At 46.1% G+C, this 16,457-nt stretch carries 16 protein-coding genes; 8 read left to right on the top strand and 8 right to left on the bottom strand.

Going from position 1 to position 16,457, the window contains the following annotated elements:
- Window positions 1-166: 166 nt before the first annotated feature.
- From ABDV94_RS16690 to ABDV94_RS16680, 3 genes are read left to right on the top strand one after another with little or no spacing between them, the layout of a single operon-like run.
- Window positions 167-2,065: a sulfatase-like hydrolase/transferase gene (locus tag ABDV94_RS16690; protein WP_343748354.1), complete on the top strand. Its 1,899-nt coding sequence runs from the start codon at window positions 167-169 to the stop codon at window positions 2,063-2,065.
- A complete protein-coding gene (locus ABDV94_RS16685) occupies window positions 2,062-2,976 on the top strand; it encodes a diacylglycerol kinase family protein (protein ID WP_343748353.1) in 915 nt (304 codons plus the stop codon). The genes ABDV94_RS16690 and ABDV94_RS16685 overlap by 4 nt, the downstream gene beginning before the upstream one ends.
- A 1-nt stretch (window position 2,977) precedes the next feature.
- Window positions 2,978-3,427 (top strand): DUF1569 domain-containing protein, encoded by a 450-nt coding sequence (locus ABDV94_RS16680; RefSeq protein ID WP_343748352.1) that lies wholly within the window; start codon window positions 2,978-2,980, stop codon window positions 3,425-3,427.
- Window positions 3,428-3,513: 86 nt separating this feature from the next.
- On the opposite strand, the gene ABDV94_RS16675 is transcribed toward ABDV94_RS16680, so the two are convergent.
- From ABDV94_RS16675 to ABDV94_RS16665, 3 genes are all read right to left on the bottom strand, one after another.
- Window positions 3,514-3,771, bottom strand: a complete 258-nt coding sequence (locus tag ABDV94_RS16675; protein ID WP_343748351.1) for a hypothetical protein — start codon at window positions 3,769-3,771, stop codon at window positions 3,514-3,516.
- A gap of 169 nt (window positions 3,772-3,940) precedes the next feature.
- Window positions 3,941-4,123 carry a hypothetical protein gene (locus ABDV94_RS16670; protein ID WP_343748350.1) on the bottom strand — a complete coding sequence of 61 codons (183 nt, stop codon included), beginning with the start codon at window positions 4,121-4,123 and terminating at the stop codon, window positions 3,941-3,943.
- Between the two features lie 246 nt (window positions 4,124-4,369).
- Window positions 4,370-5,035 carry a hypothetical protein gene (locus ABDV94_RS16665; protein WP_343748349.1) on the bottom strand — a complete coding sequence of 222 codons (666 nt, stop codon included), beginning with the start codon at window positions 5,033-5,035 and terminating at the stop codon, window positions 4,370-4,372.
- Window positions 5,036-5,164: 129 nt separating this feature from the next.
- Here ABDV94_RS16665 and ABDV94_RS16660 point away from each other — a divergent pair, with 129 nt between their 5' ends.
- From ABDV94_RS16660 to ABDV94_RS16640, 5 genes are all read left to right on the top strand, one after another.
- Complete coding sequence (locus ABDV94_RS16660; RefSeq protein WP_343748348.1) at window positions 5,165-5,938, top strand: hypothetical protein; 774 nt, start codon at window positions 5,165-5,167, stop codon at window positions 5,936-5,938.
- Between the two features lie 19 nt (window positions 5,939-5,957).
- Window positions 5,958-7,274: a methylmalonyl-CoA mutase family protein gene (locus ABDV94_RS16655; RefSeq protein WP_343748347.1), complete on the top strand. Its 1,317-nt coding sequence runs from the start codon at window positions 5,958-5,960 to the stop codon at window positions 7,272-7,274.
- A complete protein-coding gene (scpA, locus tag ABDV94_RS16650; RefSeq protein ID WP_343748346.1) occupies window positions 7,271-9,403 on the top strand; it encodes a methylmalonyl-CoA mutase in 2,133 nt (710 codons plus the stop codon). Before ABDV94_RS16655 ends, scpA begins: the two co-directional genes overlap by 4 nt.
- Before the next feature lie 311 nt (window positions 9,404-9,714).
- Window positions 9,715-10,437: a hypothetical protein gene (locus tag ABDV94_RS16645; protein ID WP_343748345.1), complete on the top strand. Its 723-nt coding sequence runs from the start codon at window positions 9,715-9,717 to the stop codon at window positions 10,435-10,437.
- A 204-nt stretch (window positions 10,438-10,641) separates the two neighbouring features.
- Window positions 10,642-10,926, top strand: coding sequence for a hypothetical protein (locus ABDV94_RS16640; RefSeq protein WP_343748344.1), 285 nt, complete (start codon window positions 10,642-10,644; stop codon window positions 10,924-10,926).
- A gap of 121 nt (window positions 10,927-11,047) precedes the next feature.
- On the opposite strand, the gene ABDV94_RS16635 is transcribed toward ABDV94_RS16640, so the two are convergent.
- The 5 genes from ABDV94_RS16635 to ABDV94_RS16615 form a co-directional block, all read right to left on the bottom strand.
- Entirely contained in the window at window positions 11,048-12,229 is a 1,182-nt protein-coding gene (locus ABDV94_RS16635; protein ID WP_343748343.1) for a SpoIID/LytB domain-containing protein, read from the bottom strand.
- A 42-nt stretch (window positions 12,230-12,271) separates the two neighbouring features.
- Complete coding sequence (gene lpxB / locus ABDV94_RS16630) at window positions 12,272-13,381, bottom strand: lipid-A-disaccharide synthase (RefSeq protein ID WP_343748342.1); 1,110 nt, start codon at window positions 13,379-13,381, stop codon at window positions 12,272-12,274.
- Complete coding sequence (locus ABDV94_RS16625) at window positions 13,381-13,692, bottom strand: hypothetical protein (protein WP_343748341.1); 312 nt, start codon at window positions 13,690-13,692, stop codon at window positions 13,381-13,383. Before ABDV94_RS16625 ends, lpxB begins: the two co-directional genes overlap by 1 nt.
- A gap of 142 nt (window positions 13,693-13,834) precedes the next feature.
- Complete coding sequence (gene surE, locus ABDV94_RS16620) at window positions 13,835-14,620, bottom strand: 5'/3'-nucleotidase SurE (RefSeq protein ID WP_343748340.1); 786 nt, start codon at window positions 14,618-14,620, stop codon at window positions 13,835-13,837.
- Window positions 14,621-14,814: 194 nt separating this feature from the next.
- Window positions 14,815-16,428, bottom strand: a complete 1,614-nt coding sequence (locus tag ABDV94_RS16615; protein WP_343748339.1) for a hypothetical protein — start codon at window positions 16,426-16,428, stop codon at window positions 14,815-14,817.
- Window positions 16,429-16,457 lie beyond the last annotated feature (29 nt).

The following is a 16,457-nucleotide window of genomic DNA, read 5'->3' as shown; positions in this document are numbered from 1 at the left end:
CATAGACACACAGACCACATAGCATCCTGCTTACAAAACCTTACACAACATCCCTTAGACACGGTTCTATTGTGCACTATGTTCCTATGTGGTAATTCAATGCTATCTATTTTTAAGTAACGTAAACACAACTTCTACCTCAAAAAGGTTGTTTACATTTGTACCTATGCGAAAGAAACTGCGTCATGCTCTCCCGATAACGTTGCAAAGCCTGTTGCTCCGGATTGCGATTCTGTTGTTATTGATGACCATCACGCGAATCGTCTTCTATTGCTATAATCTCGACTCCTTTGCACACGTCCGGTTTACCGACTGGCTGGCCGGAATCTGGTTCGATCTTTCCACCATCGGAATGGTCCTGATGCCTTTCATCGTATTCAGCCTGATTCCCGAACGCTGGCAGCGAAACCTGGTTGTCAAAAGCATTAAAATCATTACATTTTTTATCCCGGCATTGCTCATCGTGGCGCTAAACCTGATGGACACGGCGTATTACAATTTCACGCTGAAACGCTCTACTGCCGATTTGTTTGTGATTGTATCTGCAGGAAATGACGTGGGACAGCTCCTCACCAGTTTCATTGCCGATTACTGGTTCCTGATCCTGTTGTTTATCTTCGGGGTATACGGACTCGCTAAATTGTACCAGAGAACCAGTATCAAACGCCTGAAGAACCCGACCCCATCGTCTCTGCGAAAAGAACTCATTGTTTTTGCGATCGTGATTCCGCTGTTTGTACTGGTGGGTCGCGGCGGATTGGGTCTGCGCCCGATTTCTTCGATCGATGCAACACTCTATACCCAGCCCGAAAACTCGGCACTGGTGTTGAATTCGGCATTTACACTCCTGAAATCTATAGGAAAAGACGACCTGACGGAACAGCACTATTTCTCCGAAAAGCAGGCTGAAAAACTCTTCAACCCGATCCGGGTGAGTCAGCCGCAACATATTTTACCCGACGGAACGAATGTAATGATCATCATGCTGGAAAGTTTCGGAAATGAATGGGTGGGAAAATTCAATCATTCCACTTCCTACACCCCGTTCCTCGACTCCCTGCTGGATCAAAGCTGGTATTTCGAATACGGTATTTCTAACGGGAAGAAATCCATTGAGGCCGTCCCAACAATCTCTGCATCGATGCCCACCCTGATGGACAACCCGTATATTTCTTCGGCTTACTGCAACAACCAGATTGAAAGTTTGCCGGGAATCCTGAAAAAACACGGCTACAGCACGGCATTCTACCACGGAGCCACCAACGGTTCGATGCGCTTCAACAGTTTTGCTTCGCAGCTCGGTTACCAGGAATATTTCGGACGTTTTGAATACAACAACGACGCACATTTTGACAAAACCTGGGGAATCCTCGATGAATATTTCAACCCGTGGACTGCGAAACAGCTCACGAAAATGAAAGCTCCTTTTATGGGAAATCTCTTCACGCTATCATCCCACCACCCGTATTTTGTGCCGGAAAAATGGCGTTCGGTAGTGAAGAAAGGCCCGCATCCGATTGCTAAAAGCATCCACTACGGAGATATCAGTTTGCAGAAGTTTTTCGAACAGGCGGAAAAGGAACCATGGTTCAAAAAAACGCTTTTTGTACTGGTAGCAGATCACACACCTTCCAGTAACAGCGAATTGTATAACCAGCGTACGGAAATGTACCGCATCCCGATCGCGTTCTACGATCCGAGCGGGAAACTACCGAGAAAGCGGGAAAAGGTGATTTTCCAGCAGGCAGATATTATGCCTACGGTTCTGGACCTGCTCAACATCAAAGCGAAATACTACAGCATCGGGAACAGTTATTTCTCCAAAGAACCACGCGAAGCGGTTACGTATCTTGAAGGAGCATATTACTATTTCCGCGGAGACAAACTGCTGATTTACTCGAATGATAAGATCCGGAGCCTGGTAAATTTCACAATCCGCACGGAAAATCCGCAAAATCTCTTACCTTCCCATCAAGAAGAGGCAGAGAAAATGGCAAGCCGTTTGAAGGCCATCATCCAAAGATATAATCACGATTTAATCCACAATCAGACGGTTGTTCGATGAAAAAGAGAATTCGCTTCATAATTAACCCGATTTCCGGCGGGGTCAAGAAAGCAAAAGTTCCCCAAATGATTGAGGAGCATTTGAATCATGACCTGTTTGATTATGACATTGCGATTACTCAATACAAGCAGCACGCCAAATCGATTGCACGGGAATCTGCCGAAGAAGGCATTGACATTGTGTGTGCGGTGGGCGGCGACGGCTCGGTACACGAAGTGGGAACAGCTTTGGTGGGAACGAAATGCCACCTGGCAATTATCCCGACCGGTTCCGGAAACGGACTGGCAAGGCATTTGAAAATCCCGCTCAAAACACCGCAGGCTATTCAGAACATCAACGAATTCAACAGCATCCGGATGGACACCGGGCTGGCAAACGACAAACCATTCTTAGGAGTGGGCGGCTACGGCTTCGATGCGTTTATTGCCAAGCGCTTCGACGAGTATCACATCCGCGGTTTCTGGGGATATACCCAATTGGTTTACGAGGAATATTTCTCCTACAAACCTCCGAAGATGAAAATTCAGCTTCCGGATCAAACGATCAAGGGCAATTTCCTGCTATGTTCGATCGCCAACTCGTCTGAGTTTGGAAACGGCTTTTGCATTTCACCCAAATCCAACGTGATTGACGGGCAAATGGAGCTGGTGTTGCTAAGCAAGTTTTCCTGGTGGCGTACGATGGGTGTGATCGGTCGTTTTTTCTTCAAGAAGATCGAAGGTTCGCGTTACATCAAAATCATCCCGTTTAAAAAAGCACGCATCATCCTGGATGTGCAGCTTGCCCATTACGACGGCGAGCCATTTGAGGTACGCAAAGAAATCAATATCGAAATTGTTCCGGAGAGTCTTTCCGTGCTGTGCGGCAAGGGATACCTGGAACTGATAAGTCAAAACCTAAAAGCAGAATAATATGTTTATTGAAACTGATTTGGAATCCGTATTGGCGCATTTAAACAAATTGACGCCGGAAACAACACCCGAATGGGGAAAGATGTCTGCTCAGCGCATGGTGGAACATTTGACGGATACGATCCGGATTGCGACAGGCGAAGCGCCACAGGAATTAATCATTCCGGAGGATAAAATCGAGCGCATGGTTGCATTCCTCTACTCCGATAAGCCGATGGCACGCAACATAGAAGTTCCTTTTGCGAAAGCAGATACACCGCTGCGCAATGAAGAACTGGAACTGGCTGTAGACGAATTCGTGGAAGCTTACCTGGAATTCCAGGAGTTGTTTGCGGCAAACCCGGATTTAAAAACGGTACATGCCTTTTATGGTCCACTGAATTATGAACAATGGGATTTGCTGAACAAAAAGCATCTGACACATCATTTCACGCAATTCGGAATTCTTTAAACTAAATTTTTTCCGCTTATTGCGCGAATCAAATAAAAAAGCCGGCTTTGTTTTCACGCAGCCGGCTTTTCAGTATCCAATGAGCATTACATTTTTTTTGCAGGCTCTTTTTTCTCTTCCTTCTTCGGTTCTGTTTTCTTCGTTCCGGTTGTAGAAGCAGGTTTGCTTTCTGTTTTCGGTTTTTCACCCGTTTTAGCCGTTGAAACTTTTTTCTCGTCTTTTTTAGGCTCGGTCTTTTTGGTCTCGGTTGTTTTCTTAGGCTCTTGCTTTTTTGTTCCTTCCTGCGCGTAAGACACAACTGCTGTACCCATTGCCACAGCTAACATCAATACTAACTTGTTCATAGCAACATTATTTTATGGTTTTCAGAACACAAGGTAATATTTTACCTGATTATTCAAACACTCTTAACAGATATTGTGATATGTTACAAAACCCGGAAAAACGAGTCTTGATTCCAGCGATAAAATCCGCAAACAGATTCAAAAAAAGTCCCCGTTTCGGGGGACTTTCTTAATTGACTTTTTTAATCGGTTCTTCTTTTTTCTTTTCTTCCGATTTAATCATTTTGCGAATCGGTTTTTGCTGCACTTTCGGCTCAATTTTCTTCGGCTCAGTCTGCTTCTTTCCGTCCTGGGCGTATGACAACACGGTCACTCCCATGAACGCGATCAAAATCAATACTAACTTTTTCATCGTTATCGTTTTATTTCTCTGTTTTACAATTTACATGCCATTACCAAATATACAAAAGTTCGAAGAGGTTTAAAATGAGTATGAATAATTTAAAACTTTGTTCCAGGACAATAGGAGGTAATTCCACACAGATGCCCAGATTTTTTTTATGACGAGACCGGTAGGCTCGCCCTAATCTGCACATCTGTGGGAAAGATAACAGAGTACTTAGTTACAAATAAGCAACAGGACCACATCTTTCATCAATTATTCGGTTTGCACTATCTGATTCCCCAGTTCAAAAACCATCAAAACGAACTCCGGAAGGGATCTCATCATAAGAAAACGGGACAATTCATGCTCAGAAGTAACGATTGAACAGGCATCCTGAACCGCCACCAAAACACCTTCATGATAATAATACCAATTCGGATCAAATCCCGGCGCATTCAAATAATCCGTGGATAGATAAATGAGGATGGCTTTCCGGTCGTTCGAAACAAGAGCGCTCCAGGTCACACTTCCTCTTTGGTTGTATGAAACCAGCTCAACCTGGTTCAGCTTGGTATTTCTGAATCCTAAATAACCTTCATAGTGAATCAACTGTTTCATCTTCTCCCTGGTGTTATCAGAAAACGCCGGCGTATCAACAGCAATAAGCTCTCCAAACATGAGCGGACTCCTTCCTTTCCGGAACTCACGAACAAACACATCCGGATATCTCCTTTTGATACACACCACCTGATCCAGGCTCTGTTCTTCCTTTTTTAATTCCTGCACATACAGACGAAAATATTCCGGAAATGCGCCGATTCGTTGAAGGGAATCTGCCCGGAGAGAATCCGTATTTGGTTTTGGAAACAGTTGGATCGTTTGAGCAAAACAACCAAAAACCCAAAAGACCGGACTGATAAGTATCCATTTTCGAATCATACCTCCAATTACAACCCAACGGATTGAACGTTCAAAAGTAAACGGTTCAAAGGATTCCTCCTTTTGAACGCTTTCAACCGTTTGAACTCTTTAAGTTCTTTGTATATTTGAATCCGAAACGACAATGTCATGGTTCAAGCCTTTAAACATCACTGGACAGGTATAGAACAGGTAGCCAAAACCCTACTAAAAGGAAAATTCCTGCTCTATTTTATCCCCGGATTAATCGTCGGATTGATCTACCTCTACTTTATGTTCCAGGCGAAACGCGCCCTTGCCATTGTACATGCCGGAGACGATATTCCGATTGTAGGTGGCGCTATTTCCTGGCTGGCCGACGGCGTTTTCAGCATTTTCGACCTCATTGTCTCGGAATTCTACAAATTTGTGATCCTCGTAGTGCTCTCGCCGGTTAATTGTATTCTCTCCGAGAAATTTGACAGCTACCTCACCGGGCGTGAATTCAAGTTCGACTTCATCCGGCTGGTCAATGATTTCCTGCGTATGATCCTGATTGTGATCAGCGCCCTGTTCCTGGAATACATGTTCCTGGCAATCTGGTGGCTGTTCTCCTGGGCACTTCCTGATTTTATCGGAGAAAGCGTGTTCTTCCTGATCGCATCGTTTTTCGTAGGGTTTTCGTTCTACGATTACAGCATGGAACGCCACGGACAAAATCTTTTCAAAAGCTGGGGGATCGGTTTTTCAAAAATGGGCTACATGCTCATCACGGGAGCTCTTTTCACCCTTCTGATCAAAGTTCCGGTAATAGGGATTATCACGGCTCCGGTATTGACTTCCATGATTTCAACCGCAGTCTACATCCTGATGACTTCCAAAGACACCAACGCCAACCCTTTTCCCGCAATCGAAAGCAGCAACGATCCGAAAGCGATCAATTAGATATTTAAACTAGTGAGACATGACTGATTTATTCTCATCCTTCCAAACCAGTTCCAAAGAAGAGTGGATTGCCATTCTGAAAAAGGAGCTAAAGGGTGAATCAATCGATACTTTAAACAAGATCAACCGGGTAGAAGAAATTGCTTTTCCGAGCTATTTTCACCGGGAAGACCAGAAAGCACATTTTTCTGATCCGGGACAAGCACCCTACACACGGGGAACCGGGGCGGAAAACAATGACTGGACGATTGCAACCACATTCCGCATCGGGAATGAACCGGAAAGCAACCGGGAAATCATTGCCGCACTTATGTCCGGAACCGATCACGTGATCCTGGAAGCGTCAACTCCGGAATCCATTGATTTCGAAACCCTGCTTCAGGAAGTCGGATTGTCATTCATCCACACCACTTTTCGGGCGCAAACGGTGGAACAAATCCGCCAGTTCCTGGCATTTGTGAAAGATGCTCCGGTTCTGATCGATTATTCCGACAACGACGCGTTATTGCAAGCAGCACTTCCGGTACAATCCAACACGAAGCTTTTCCACATCGATGCTTCTTCCGTGCAGCAAGCCGGAGGGACCACGTGGCAGGAATTGGCCATTGCACTGGCTGAAGGACACGAATTGCTGGTGAAACAACTCGACAAAGGAACGGATTGTGACACCGCAGCAAGTTCCATTCATTTCACCTTCGGAATCGGGAGCAAATACTTTTTCGAACTGGCAAAAATCCGGGCGTTCAGATCCTGCTGGGCACAGATCGTAAACGCTTACGAACCAAAACAACAGCATTCGCTTGCACCAACCATTACTGCGCGAACAACTTTTGTCAATACCAGTATTAAAGATCCATATACCAACCTGCTGCGCCAAACCACAGAGGCAATGTCGGCAATTTTGGGCGGGATCAACCATTTGAATATTCAGCCGTATGACTGGTATTCCAAACAACCGAACACGCAGTTCACCCGCCGGATGGCAACCAATATTTCCCTGCTGCTGAAGGAAGAATCCTATCTGCAGATCGTGATCGATCCGGCAGGAGGTTCCTACGCACTGGATTCACTGACTGAAACCATCGCGGAACGCGCCTGGAGCTCTTTCCAGTGGATTGAGCGAAACGGAGGCATCACCAATTCGGAGGTAAGAACAAGCCTCAGCACAGAAATCAGCGAAAAAGCAGCACTTCGTGTGAGCGAACTGAAAGACAAAACCGAAAAACGGATCGGGATCAATATTTTCCCGAACCCGGAACAAATTAATCATGAATGGGCCGCTGTTCCTGCATGCTGGAACGGACTGAATCCGTTAATTTTAGAACAAACGCTATGAGTATCCGCAAATCATTCGAAAACGTATCGTTCAGTTCCGGAACTCAAACCGGAACAGCGGAGAAAGGTGTTTTTGTAACTCCGGAGAAAATTGAACTGGCGAGTTATTACAACGAAAACGACCTGAAAGAATCCGAACACCTGGGTTTCATCAGTGGAAAAGCGCCGTTTCTCAGAGGACCTTACGGTTCCATGTACGCCATTCGTCCGTGGACCATCCGCCAGTATGCCGGTTTCTCTACCGCGGAAGAATCCAATGCATTTTACCGCAGAAACCTGGCAGCCGGTCAGAAAGGACTTTCAGTTGCTTTTGACCTGGCAACGCACCGCGGCTATGACTCGGATCACGAACGCGTGGTAGGTGACGTTGGAAAAGCCGGGGTAGCGATTGATTCCATCCTGGATATGAAGATTCTCTTCGACCAGATTCCGCTCAATGAAATGTCGGTATCGATGACTATGAACGGAGCCGTGATTCCAATTATGGCTTTCTACATTGTTGCCGCCGAAGAGCAGGGTGTAAAACAGGAAGAACTTTCCGGAACGATTCAGAATGACATTCTGAAAGAGTTCATGGTGCGAAATACCTACATCTACCCGCCTGCTCCGTCGATGCGGATCATCGCAGACATTTTTGCCTATACCGCAGAGAAAATGCCGCGCTTCAATTCTATTTCGATTTCCGGCTACCACATGCAGGAAGCCGGAGCAACCGCGAGTATCGAGCTGGCTTATACACTGGCTGATGGTTTGGAATACCTGCGTGCAGGAATCAATGCAGGAATGGATGTGGACACGTTTGCGCCCCGTTTGAGCTTCTTTTGGGCGATCGGGATGAATCACTTCATGGAAATTGCTAAAATGCGTGCAGGAAGGCTGCTTTGGGCCAAACTGGTTTCGCAGTTCAACCCGAAAAATGAAAAATCCCTGGCACTGCGCACCCACTGTCAAACTTCCGGTTGGAGTTTGACCGAGCAGGATCCGTTCAACAACGTGGCGAGAACCTGCATCGAAGCAATGGCTGCAGGATTCGGAGGAACACAGTCGCTGCACACCAATGCACTGGATGAAGCCATTGCACTTCCAACGGATTTCTCCGCACGGATTGCCCGCAACACCCAGATTTACCTGCAGCAGGAAACCGGCATGACGGACATCATTGATCCGTGGGGCGGCAGTTATTACGTGGAGAAATTAACCGAAGAACTGGTAAACGAGGCCTGGAAGCTCATCCAGGAAGTAGAGGAGCTGGGCGGCATGGCGAAAGCGATCGAAACCGGGATTCCGAAAATGCGCATCGAGGAAGCCGCTGCCAGAAAGCAGGCTCGTATTGATGCAGGAAAAGATATTATTGTAGGCGTGAACCGCTACCAGCTGGAAAAAGAGGACGCGATCGACATTCTCGAAGTGGACAATACGAAGGTACGCGAATCGCAATTGGAACGCCTGAGAGTACTCCGTGAAACCCGCAACCCGGAACGCGTGAAAGCGGCCTTGGACAAACTGGCAGAAGCGGCACGTACAGGAACCGGAAACTTACTGGAAATTGCAGTGGAATGTGCCCGTGAACGCGCTTCGCTGGGAGAAATTTCGCAAGCTATGGAAGCAACTTTCGGAAGACACCAGGCAACCATCCGTTCCATCAGCGGCGTTTATTCAGCAGAAAGTATGAGCGATAAAGATTTTGAAAAAGCGAAAGAACTCGTGGAGACTTTTGCCAAACTGGAAGGACGCAGACCGCGGATCATGATCGCTAAAATGGGTCAGGACGGACACGACCGCGGAGCCAAAGTCATTGCAACATCCTTTGCGGATATTGGTTTTGATGTCGACATCGGGCCCTTATTCCAAACACCGAAAGAAGCAGCCAAACAGGCTGTGGAAAACGATGTACACGTGCTTGGAGTTTCATCGCTTGCGGCGGGACATAAAACACTGGTTCCACAGGTTATCGAGGAACTTCGTTTACTGGGAAGACCGGATATTATGGTGGTTGCCGGAGGTGTGATTCCTGCGCAGGATTATGATTTCCTGTATGATGCAGGCGTGTTCGGTGTATTCGGGCCGGGAACGAAAATCTCGAAAGCGGCACAGAAAATCCTGGATTTGCTCATTCAAAGCGCAGAGTAATTGATACTTCGACTCCGCTCAGTATAAGAGTGAGAATTGAAAAGTTAAAAGATTAGAGACAAGACTTCAGGAGTCAAGACTGAATATATTCCGATAACCGGTTATTTTTCTTGACTCCTGACTCTGAAAAAATATCTTGTCTCTCCAAGTCTTGTCTCCTGATTCGGAATTATCCTTTTTCAATTGAATTAATTTAGTATCAATCGCGTAACAGAACCGTAATTTATAGTGCGGAACGAAACTTTCCTTAAAAGTTTTCGTACATTCGGCATAGTTCTTGGTTTTAACCTATTCAACGAAAAAGAAATATTATGAAAAAGTTTGTTCTGATCGGTGCTTTGCTTACTACAAAATTACTGACTGCCCAGGCACCTGAATATAACGATTTGCGCATTCTATATGCAGACGGCGACTATGAGAAATTGGTTCGCGCATCTGAAAAATATGTTCTGAGCGACAAAACGAAAGCAGATGCACTTCCACACATGTGGATGGCTCGCGGGCTTTACAAGGTTTCCCTGAGCGGAACCGCAGACGAAAAGTATAAGAATGCCTACAAGGAAGCCATCGGCGAATTGGGAAAGAGTATCAAATACGATAAATCCGGTGAAGTTCAAACCGAATATGCAGAGTTCTATGATGAATTCAAAAACAGTTTGGTTGAAATGATCAAAAACGAAATCGAAACTCCGGATTACAAAAAAGCAGCAACCTGGGTTTTGAAGTATTACAAGATCAACCTGACAAGCATCGGGGCAAAATACCTCGACGGTGTGTGTAAATACCGCAATTCCGATAAAGGAGGTGCAAATACCGCCTGGAAAGAAGCCGAAACCATGCTGAAATCGGTGAGTGATATTGAGTCCTGGTCAAAAGCAGAAAAAGACCTGCTGATGATGGGAATTCTGCAAACGGCTGAATGTTATGTTTCCAGCAAGCAGGTAGACAAAGCAAGAACGCTTCTGGGTAAAGTGGCTCAGTGGTACGAAGGCAACGAAGACTTCAAAACAAAATACGACGAGATTGTGAATTAATTCCGTCTTTTCAAGATACGTAAAGCCCTGGTCATTGAGCGAAGTCGAAATGCCAGGGCTTTTTTTGTGCTAACTCCTATCAATCCGAGTCCCGGGTATTTCCGGGGTATTGAGAATACATGAGTGGCGCTATTAACATTCTCAAGAGGATATCTCGGTGCTTCAGACCAACAATCCCCCTGAACGATTCACTACCTTTAGCGTATGAAAAAGTATCTGTTCATCTTTAAAAACAAGTATATCCTGGCAATCAGTATTTTCCTGGTGTACAATTTGTTTTTGGACGAAGTGGATATTTTCACGATCATCAACCAGAACAAAAAGCTTTCGGCACTGCGTTCCACGCAATCGGAAATGGCGCTGAAACTAAAGGAAACGAAATATGTGTTGTCGCAGATCAAGGACTTATCCTACCTCGAAAAATTGGCACGGGAGGAAAAAATGTTCAAGAAAGACGATGAGGATATTTTTGTGATTACTTATAAATAAAGAGTCAAGAGACAAGACTTAGAGAGTCAAGACTGAATTATTCAGACAAATTCGTCATGACTCTTGCTTCTAAACGTCTTAACTCTTTTTCAATTTTAACTTTTCCCTTTCAACTTCTAACCTAGTCTATTTCTGCAATTTTCGGCCGTTGATTGAAGTATTGCTGTTCGAGGTAATTCACTACTTTGACTCCCGGGAAATAATACAAGGCAATTTGCACGTAGCTAAAGCCGTATTTAGCCATTTTCATCGCTCCTTCCTGGCAAAGCCCCACTCCATGTCCGTAACCCCGCCCACGAAGCACCACATCAGCTCCTTCCGGGTAACAATTGAAGAACGTTGATTTCAGTTTGAAATGTTCGCGGATATCTCTGAGCGGAATTCCCAACCACGGATATTGATAGAATGCGTAGCGATCCGGTTGATTGAAGGTATAGATCATCGGCCCCAGAACGGAATCGTTTACCGGGTAATGAAACGTCGTCACAAGGTACTCCATCCATTCGGTTTGTGGAATCCGTTTTTCCCAGGTAGCTTGCTTCGTGTAGATGCAGAACGTGTCTTTAAACGTACTCAGGTACGGAATTTTATTGTTCCAGACATAATCCGGCTCGGAGGTTTGTCCACCACAATTGGCATGAAAATAAGCATCCACCAGGCTGTTGTTCTGATCCACCATCACCATTCCTTCCGTTTTCAAAACAGCCGAATCAATAACCGGGTTTAAACGTAACTGGTTGTGGTATGCCTGGCAATGTGTGCGGTCACACAGATCAAAACCTTCCTTCTGATGGCGGTTTTTATACTTCAATGCGTAGGTGCGGCTCATCAAAGCCTGTACTTTGTAGTATTCGATTTCTCTTCCGCCACCACCTTCAGATTCTACCACTCCGCTCAGGTAATTGTTGATATCGACCAGGTTCACGATGGTCAATGCTCCGTTTTGAACCGTGATTTCTACATCGTCTTTGTATTTGCGTTCTTTGGTGGAAGGTGATTTGGTAGAATACACTAAGGATTGATTCAATTTGGTAGCCACCAATACCACTTTGGAAACAACGGCCACTTCTTTCACCCCGATTTTGAGGGAAATCTGGTTTCCGTTCTTGATGGATAAATCGGCAAATTCACTTGGGAGCAGGGTTGCGTACAACGTCGTATCTCCGAACACGTTGTAACTTCCGTCGGAATAGGCGAAAACAATCCGCTGAACGGAATAATCGCGCAGAACGCCAATCCGCATTTGCTGAGAAAATACGAAAGCCGGAAAAATAAACCCTATGAGCACGAGTAAGCGCAACATCCTACAAAATTAGTTCCGTTCAAAACGGAAATCGATTCGAACTCAAATAGTTTTCAACACCGATTGTGCAACTTTTTTAGAAGCCCCTCCTTTTCCAAGCATTTTTTTCAATTCTGCGTAGTCTTCCAGGATCTGTTCACGCCGTTCTCCGCCTTTAATAACCGCTCCCAGCTCGGCTGCAAGTTTTTCGGTCGTACAGTCGTGCTGAATGAGTTCCACCACGGAAGGCCTGTCCAAAATGAGGTTTACAATCGAGATGTATTTTATTTTGACCAATCGTTTCGCAATCTGGTATGAAATGGCGTTCCCGATGTAGCAAACAACCTGCGGCACTTCAAACAATCCTGTTTCAAGCGTTGCCGTTCCGGAAGTAACTACCGCTGCTTCTGCCTGCTGCAATAAGGGATAGGTTTGTCCGTAAACGATTTCAACCGGCTTGTCGCCAATCAATTGCTGGTACATGGCCAGTTCCATATTCGGTGCGCCGGCAATCACAAAACGATACTGCGGAAACAAATCCACCAACGGAAGCATGACCGGAAGTTTGGTACGCAATTCCTGCTTTCTCGACCCCGGAAGCATCGCAATAATCGGCTTGTCGGAAGGTTCCAGTTTCAATTGCTGATCTGCCTGCTGCTGGTATTGTTCGATTTCATCCAGTAAGGGATGACCGACAAACTCAATATCGTAGTGGTGTTTTTTGTAAAAATCCACTTCGAACGGGAAAATACAGAAGAGTTTGAATACGTCCCGCTTGATTTTGTGTACCCGGTTTTCTTTCCAGGCCCAAACGGTCGGTGAAATATAATAGTATACTTTGATGTTGTTCTTTTTGGCCCATTCCGCAATCCGCATGTTGAATCCCGGGTAATCGATGAGCAACAGGGCATCCGGTTTGAATTCCAGGATGTCTTCTTTGCAAAAACGGATATTCCGCAAAATGGTCGGCAGGTTTTTCAACACTTCCACAAAACCCATAAATGCCAAATCGCGGATGTGTTTGGCCATCGTTCCGCCTACTGCCTGCATTTTATCTCCACCCCAAAAACGGATATCGAGATCCGGCTCCTGGGCATACAGTTCTTTCATCACATTTGCTCCGTGCAAATCCCCGGAGGCTTCCCCGGAAATGATATACAGCTTCTTCCCCATTAACGCAGCAAGTTGACGTATAAGATGAACGGAAGGTGCAGTGCCGAACCGATAATGATTCCGCGTGCCAGGTCATAACGCTCTTTGTTCAGGAACACATAGAACCAAATCAGGTTTGGAATGATGGAAAGCGAAAGGAGTTTGCTCATAACCGCCAGGTCACTGAAAAATTTATCCCACAATACGGAAAAATAGAAATTTTGCGCCCATGCAATCACGAGAACCGTTAACGGAATAAGAATGATCGGAGACAACACGCCGATGACCATACCAACTGTTACCCGTATATTCCACTTAAATCTTGCTTTCATTTTCCAGCTTTTTGATACAAAATTCACATTTTCCGGCTAAGTAACGACTTAATCCCTAAAAAAAGTCCTTTTTGACATTTTTATACAATCACGTCCCGAAGTACCCTGTCGTGCTCTTTATTCCGAAAGCAATCTGCTTTCCTTAAAATGACTTCGAAGGAAAGATATTCTTCAGTGCTTCTATGGTTTTATGCGCCGTGAGGTCAAACTGGGTCGGGACGATGGTTGCGTAACCCATATCGAGGAAATGCAGGTCGGTGTCGGTTGCATCTTCGCGCGAGTCGAAGGTTCCCGTGAGCCAGTAATACGGTCTTCCGAACTGATCAAGGCGTTTATCGAAGCGGTCTTCCCAAAACGCATACGCCTGGCGGCACACTTCAATTCCTTTCAATGCTTCAACAGGGCCTTTCGGAATGTTGACATTGAGACAAACTCCCTGCGGAAGTCCGCTCTCCAGGATTTGAGGAATTACCTGACGGGCAACAGCCATCGGCGCGGAAAAATCCGCATCGGAGTCAAAATCCCCGTAGGAAAACCCGATACTCGGAATGTGTTCCATCGCACCTTCCACTGCCGCCGACATCGTTCCGGAGTACAGTACGTTGGTGGATGAATTCAACCCGTGATTCACTCCCGAAATAACCAAATCCGGTTTGCGGTGCAGTACTTCGTAAACGGCCAGTTTCACACAGTCAACCGGAGTGCCGCTGCACAAATACGCTTCAATTCCTTCAAAGATATCGGAACGCGTGAGGCGGATCGGATGTGAGATTGTTATGGCGTGTCCCATCCCGGATTGAGGCTTATCGGGAGCAATAACTACAACGTCACCAAACTCGCGTGCAACAGCTACCAGGGATGCAATTCCTTTGGCGTGAAGACTGTCGTCGTTGGTGACAAAAATGAGCGGTCGTTTTGAGTTTTCCATCGGAAACAAAGATACGGTTTTCGTTTTTGAATGAAGTAATAACCAGGGTTGTCTTGTCGAGTATTCCAAATATAGTTTACGCAATTTGGAATGTATCGAGACAAGAAACCCTATTGCCGTGTATTCTCGATACGCTCCGCACTCGAATGGACACGGCTTGTAGTAGGCTGGCTGAGCGGAGTCGAAGACAGCCCTTACTCGATCACAAAGCTCACAATTTTCCGGCCGCGGCTTCCAACCACGATGCGATTTCCCCAGGCAACCGGTGAGGATTCCCATACGCAGTCTGTTTTTTCTTTGTAGATGATTTTCCCGCTCACACCGTCGATCAGGTAGATGGTTCCATAAACGTCCGTAAAGAAAACGTAACAGTTCCCCGCTTGATCGTAGAGGTCGATCGGTGAAGCCCAGCTATAAAAATCCATCGGGATGGAGAATTTCTCTTTGCCCGTTAGTTTGTCGATCGCTACAAATTCACCGGCCATGCTTCCGTTAACGCGCGAAAAGATTCCGTAAACCAGGCGGTTTGCTTTCTTCTTCCCGGGCAGTACCGAAGCCAGTACACCACCGGAATTGACTCTTCCCCCTACTTTCGTGTTGGTCGATTTTCGTGAGACATTCCAGATTTCCTTCCCGTTGAGTCCGTCAATTTTTCGGATATATGCTTTCCCGTTTTCGCCCTGTTTGTCCACTTCGTTCCCGGTATAAAGAAACGGGTGTCCGTCTTCCTGCAGATCGATCACCATGGAAGCATCTGTATCGTCGAAGTTATCGAGGTACCAAACGGGCTGCATGGTCATGAGGTTCAAACAGAATACATTTCCGCCGTTGTCACCGAACCAGCCGAGGTTGTTCCACGCTCCGAAACTCGATTCAATTCCCAAATCGGGGTGTTTCGAAATGCGGTAGTTGAAAATCGCCGCCTGCGGAATTTCGCGGTTGTCCGACACGTTTGTTTTGTAAATCTGTCCGTTTTCTGCCGGGTGAAACCAATAACCGCTTTTCGCATCAATGAGTGAATTGCTGTCGAAAGCCCCCCAATTTCTGCGTGCTTTCGGATCCAATCCACTGCGGAAAAAGATTTCTTTCCCGGTAAACATGTTGAACACGTATGCTCCGAAGCGGTCTCCGTTCTTAATTCCCTGTCCCACGTAAAGCAATCCGTTCATCCGCGGATCGACGGAAACGGTTCCTTTGATCGGGTTGTCTATGCTCACAGGAGGCCTTGTTGCCTGGCCACTTTTCCAGTCGATGAAATAGATATCGCCACACAAGCTCCCCACAATCACCTCGCGGAAATTGCGCTGCTTCGCAAATTTGGCATCCATTCCAAACAGGCGCAAAGCAGTTTTCTCCGGCCATTTGACGACCAGTGGCTGTCCCGTCCACCCGGAACCACCGCCCCAGGAACCGTATTCGGTAGTGCGTCCGTCATACCCGGTGGTAAACTCCCAATCCAGCCGGATTTTTGTTGGTTTCCCTTTCAGCAAGCCTCTCGCAGGAGCATTGCGCTGGGCATTTCCGCGAAAGCAGAAGATCCCGTTTTTGGAGTTGTAATCGTCTGTGAAGAGAATTTCCTCTTCCGGATTGTGTGCCTCCGGATTCAATACCTGTTGATCAAACATTGTGAGATCTCCCGTTTCCGGGTATTGTACTTTCCAGGTTTCACCACCGTCGAGGATGTTTTCTACAAATTCCGGAAGCATTTTTACTCCTGGTTTCAGGTAATAGAGTGTTATTCCTGTTCCGAGATAGCCCAGCAGGAAAACAATGCCGTAAATGACGGTCAGTTTGAGCACTTTGATCACGCTATAAATTTCGGGGGAATCGAAACCGG

The sequence above is a fragment of the Fluviicola sp. genome (genome assembly GCF_039596355.1).
In the GTDB taxonomy this organism is placed as follows: Bacteria; Bacteroidota; Bacteroidia; order Flavobacteriales_D; family Crocinitomicaceae; genus Fluviicola.
This window is presented reverse-complemented; position numbering and strand designations above follow the sequence as displayed.

Excerpts from the sequence above, each read along its gene's own strand:
- ABDV94_RS16680 (WP_343748352.1), top strand. The coding sequence starts at position 2,978 with ATGTTTATTGAAACTGATTTGGAATCCGTATTGGCGCATTTAAACAAA.
- ABDV94_RS16635 (WP_343748343.1), bottom strand. The coding sequence starts at position 12,229 with ATGTTGCGCTTACTCGTGCTCATAGGGTTTATTTTTCCGGCTTTCGTA.
- ABDV94_RS16690 (WP_343748354.1), top strand. The coding sequence starts at position 167 with ATGCGAAAGAAACTGCGTCATGCTCTCCCGATAACGTTGCAAAGCCTG.
- surE (WP_343748340.1), bottom strand. The coding sequence starts at position 14,620 with ATGGAAAACTCAAAACGACCGCTCATTTTTGTCACCAACGACGACAGT.
- ABDV94_RS16670 (WP_343748350.1), bottom strand. The coding sequence starts at position 4,123 with ATGAAAAAGTTAGTATTGATTTTGATCGCGTTCATGGGAGTGACCGTG.
- scpA (WP_343748346.1), top strand. The coding sequence starts at position 7,271 with ATGAGTATCCGCAAATCATTCGAAAACGTATCGTTCAGTTCCGGAACT.
- ABDV94_RS16660 (WP_343748348.1), top strand. The coding sequence starts at position 5,165 with ATGGTTCAAGCCTTTAAACATCACTGGACAGGTATAGAACAGGTAGCC.
- ABDV94_RS16675 (WP_343748351.1), bottom strand. The coding sequence starts at position 3,771 with ATGAACAAGTTAGTATTGATGTTAGCTGTGGCAATGGGTACAGCAGTT.
- ABDV94_RS16645 (WP_343748345.1), top strand. The coding sequence starts at position 9,715 with ATGAAAAAGTTTGTTCTGATCGGTGCTTTGCTTACTACAAAATTACTG.
- ABDV94_RS16625 (WP_343748341.1), bottom strand. The coding sequence starts at position 13,692 with ATGAAAGCAAGATTTAAGTGGAATATACGGGTAACAGTTGGTATGGTC.
- ABDV94_RS16655 (WP_343748347.1), top strand. The coding sequence starts at position 5,958 with ATGACTGATTTATTCTCATCCTTCCAAACCAGTTCCAAAGAAGAGTGG.
- lpxB (WP_343748342.1), bottom strand. The coding sequence starts at position 13,381 with ATGGGGAAGAAGCTGTATATCATTTCCGGGGAAGCCTCCGGGGATTTG.
- ABDV94_RS16665 (WP_343748349.1), bottom strand. The coding sequence starts at position 5,035 with ATGATTCGAAAATGGATACTTATCAGTCCGGTCTTTTGGGTTTTTGGT.
- ABDV94_RS16685 (WP_343748353.1), top strand. The coding sequence starts at position 2,062 with ATGAAAAAGAGAATTCGCTTCATAATTAACCCGATTTCCGGCGGGGTC.
- ABDV94_RS16640 (WP_343748344.1), top strand. The coding sequence starts at position 10,642 with ATGAAAAAGTATCTGTTCATCTTTAAAAACAAGTATATCCTGGCAATC.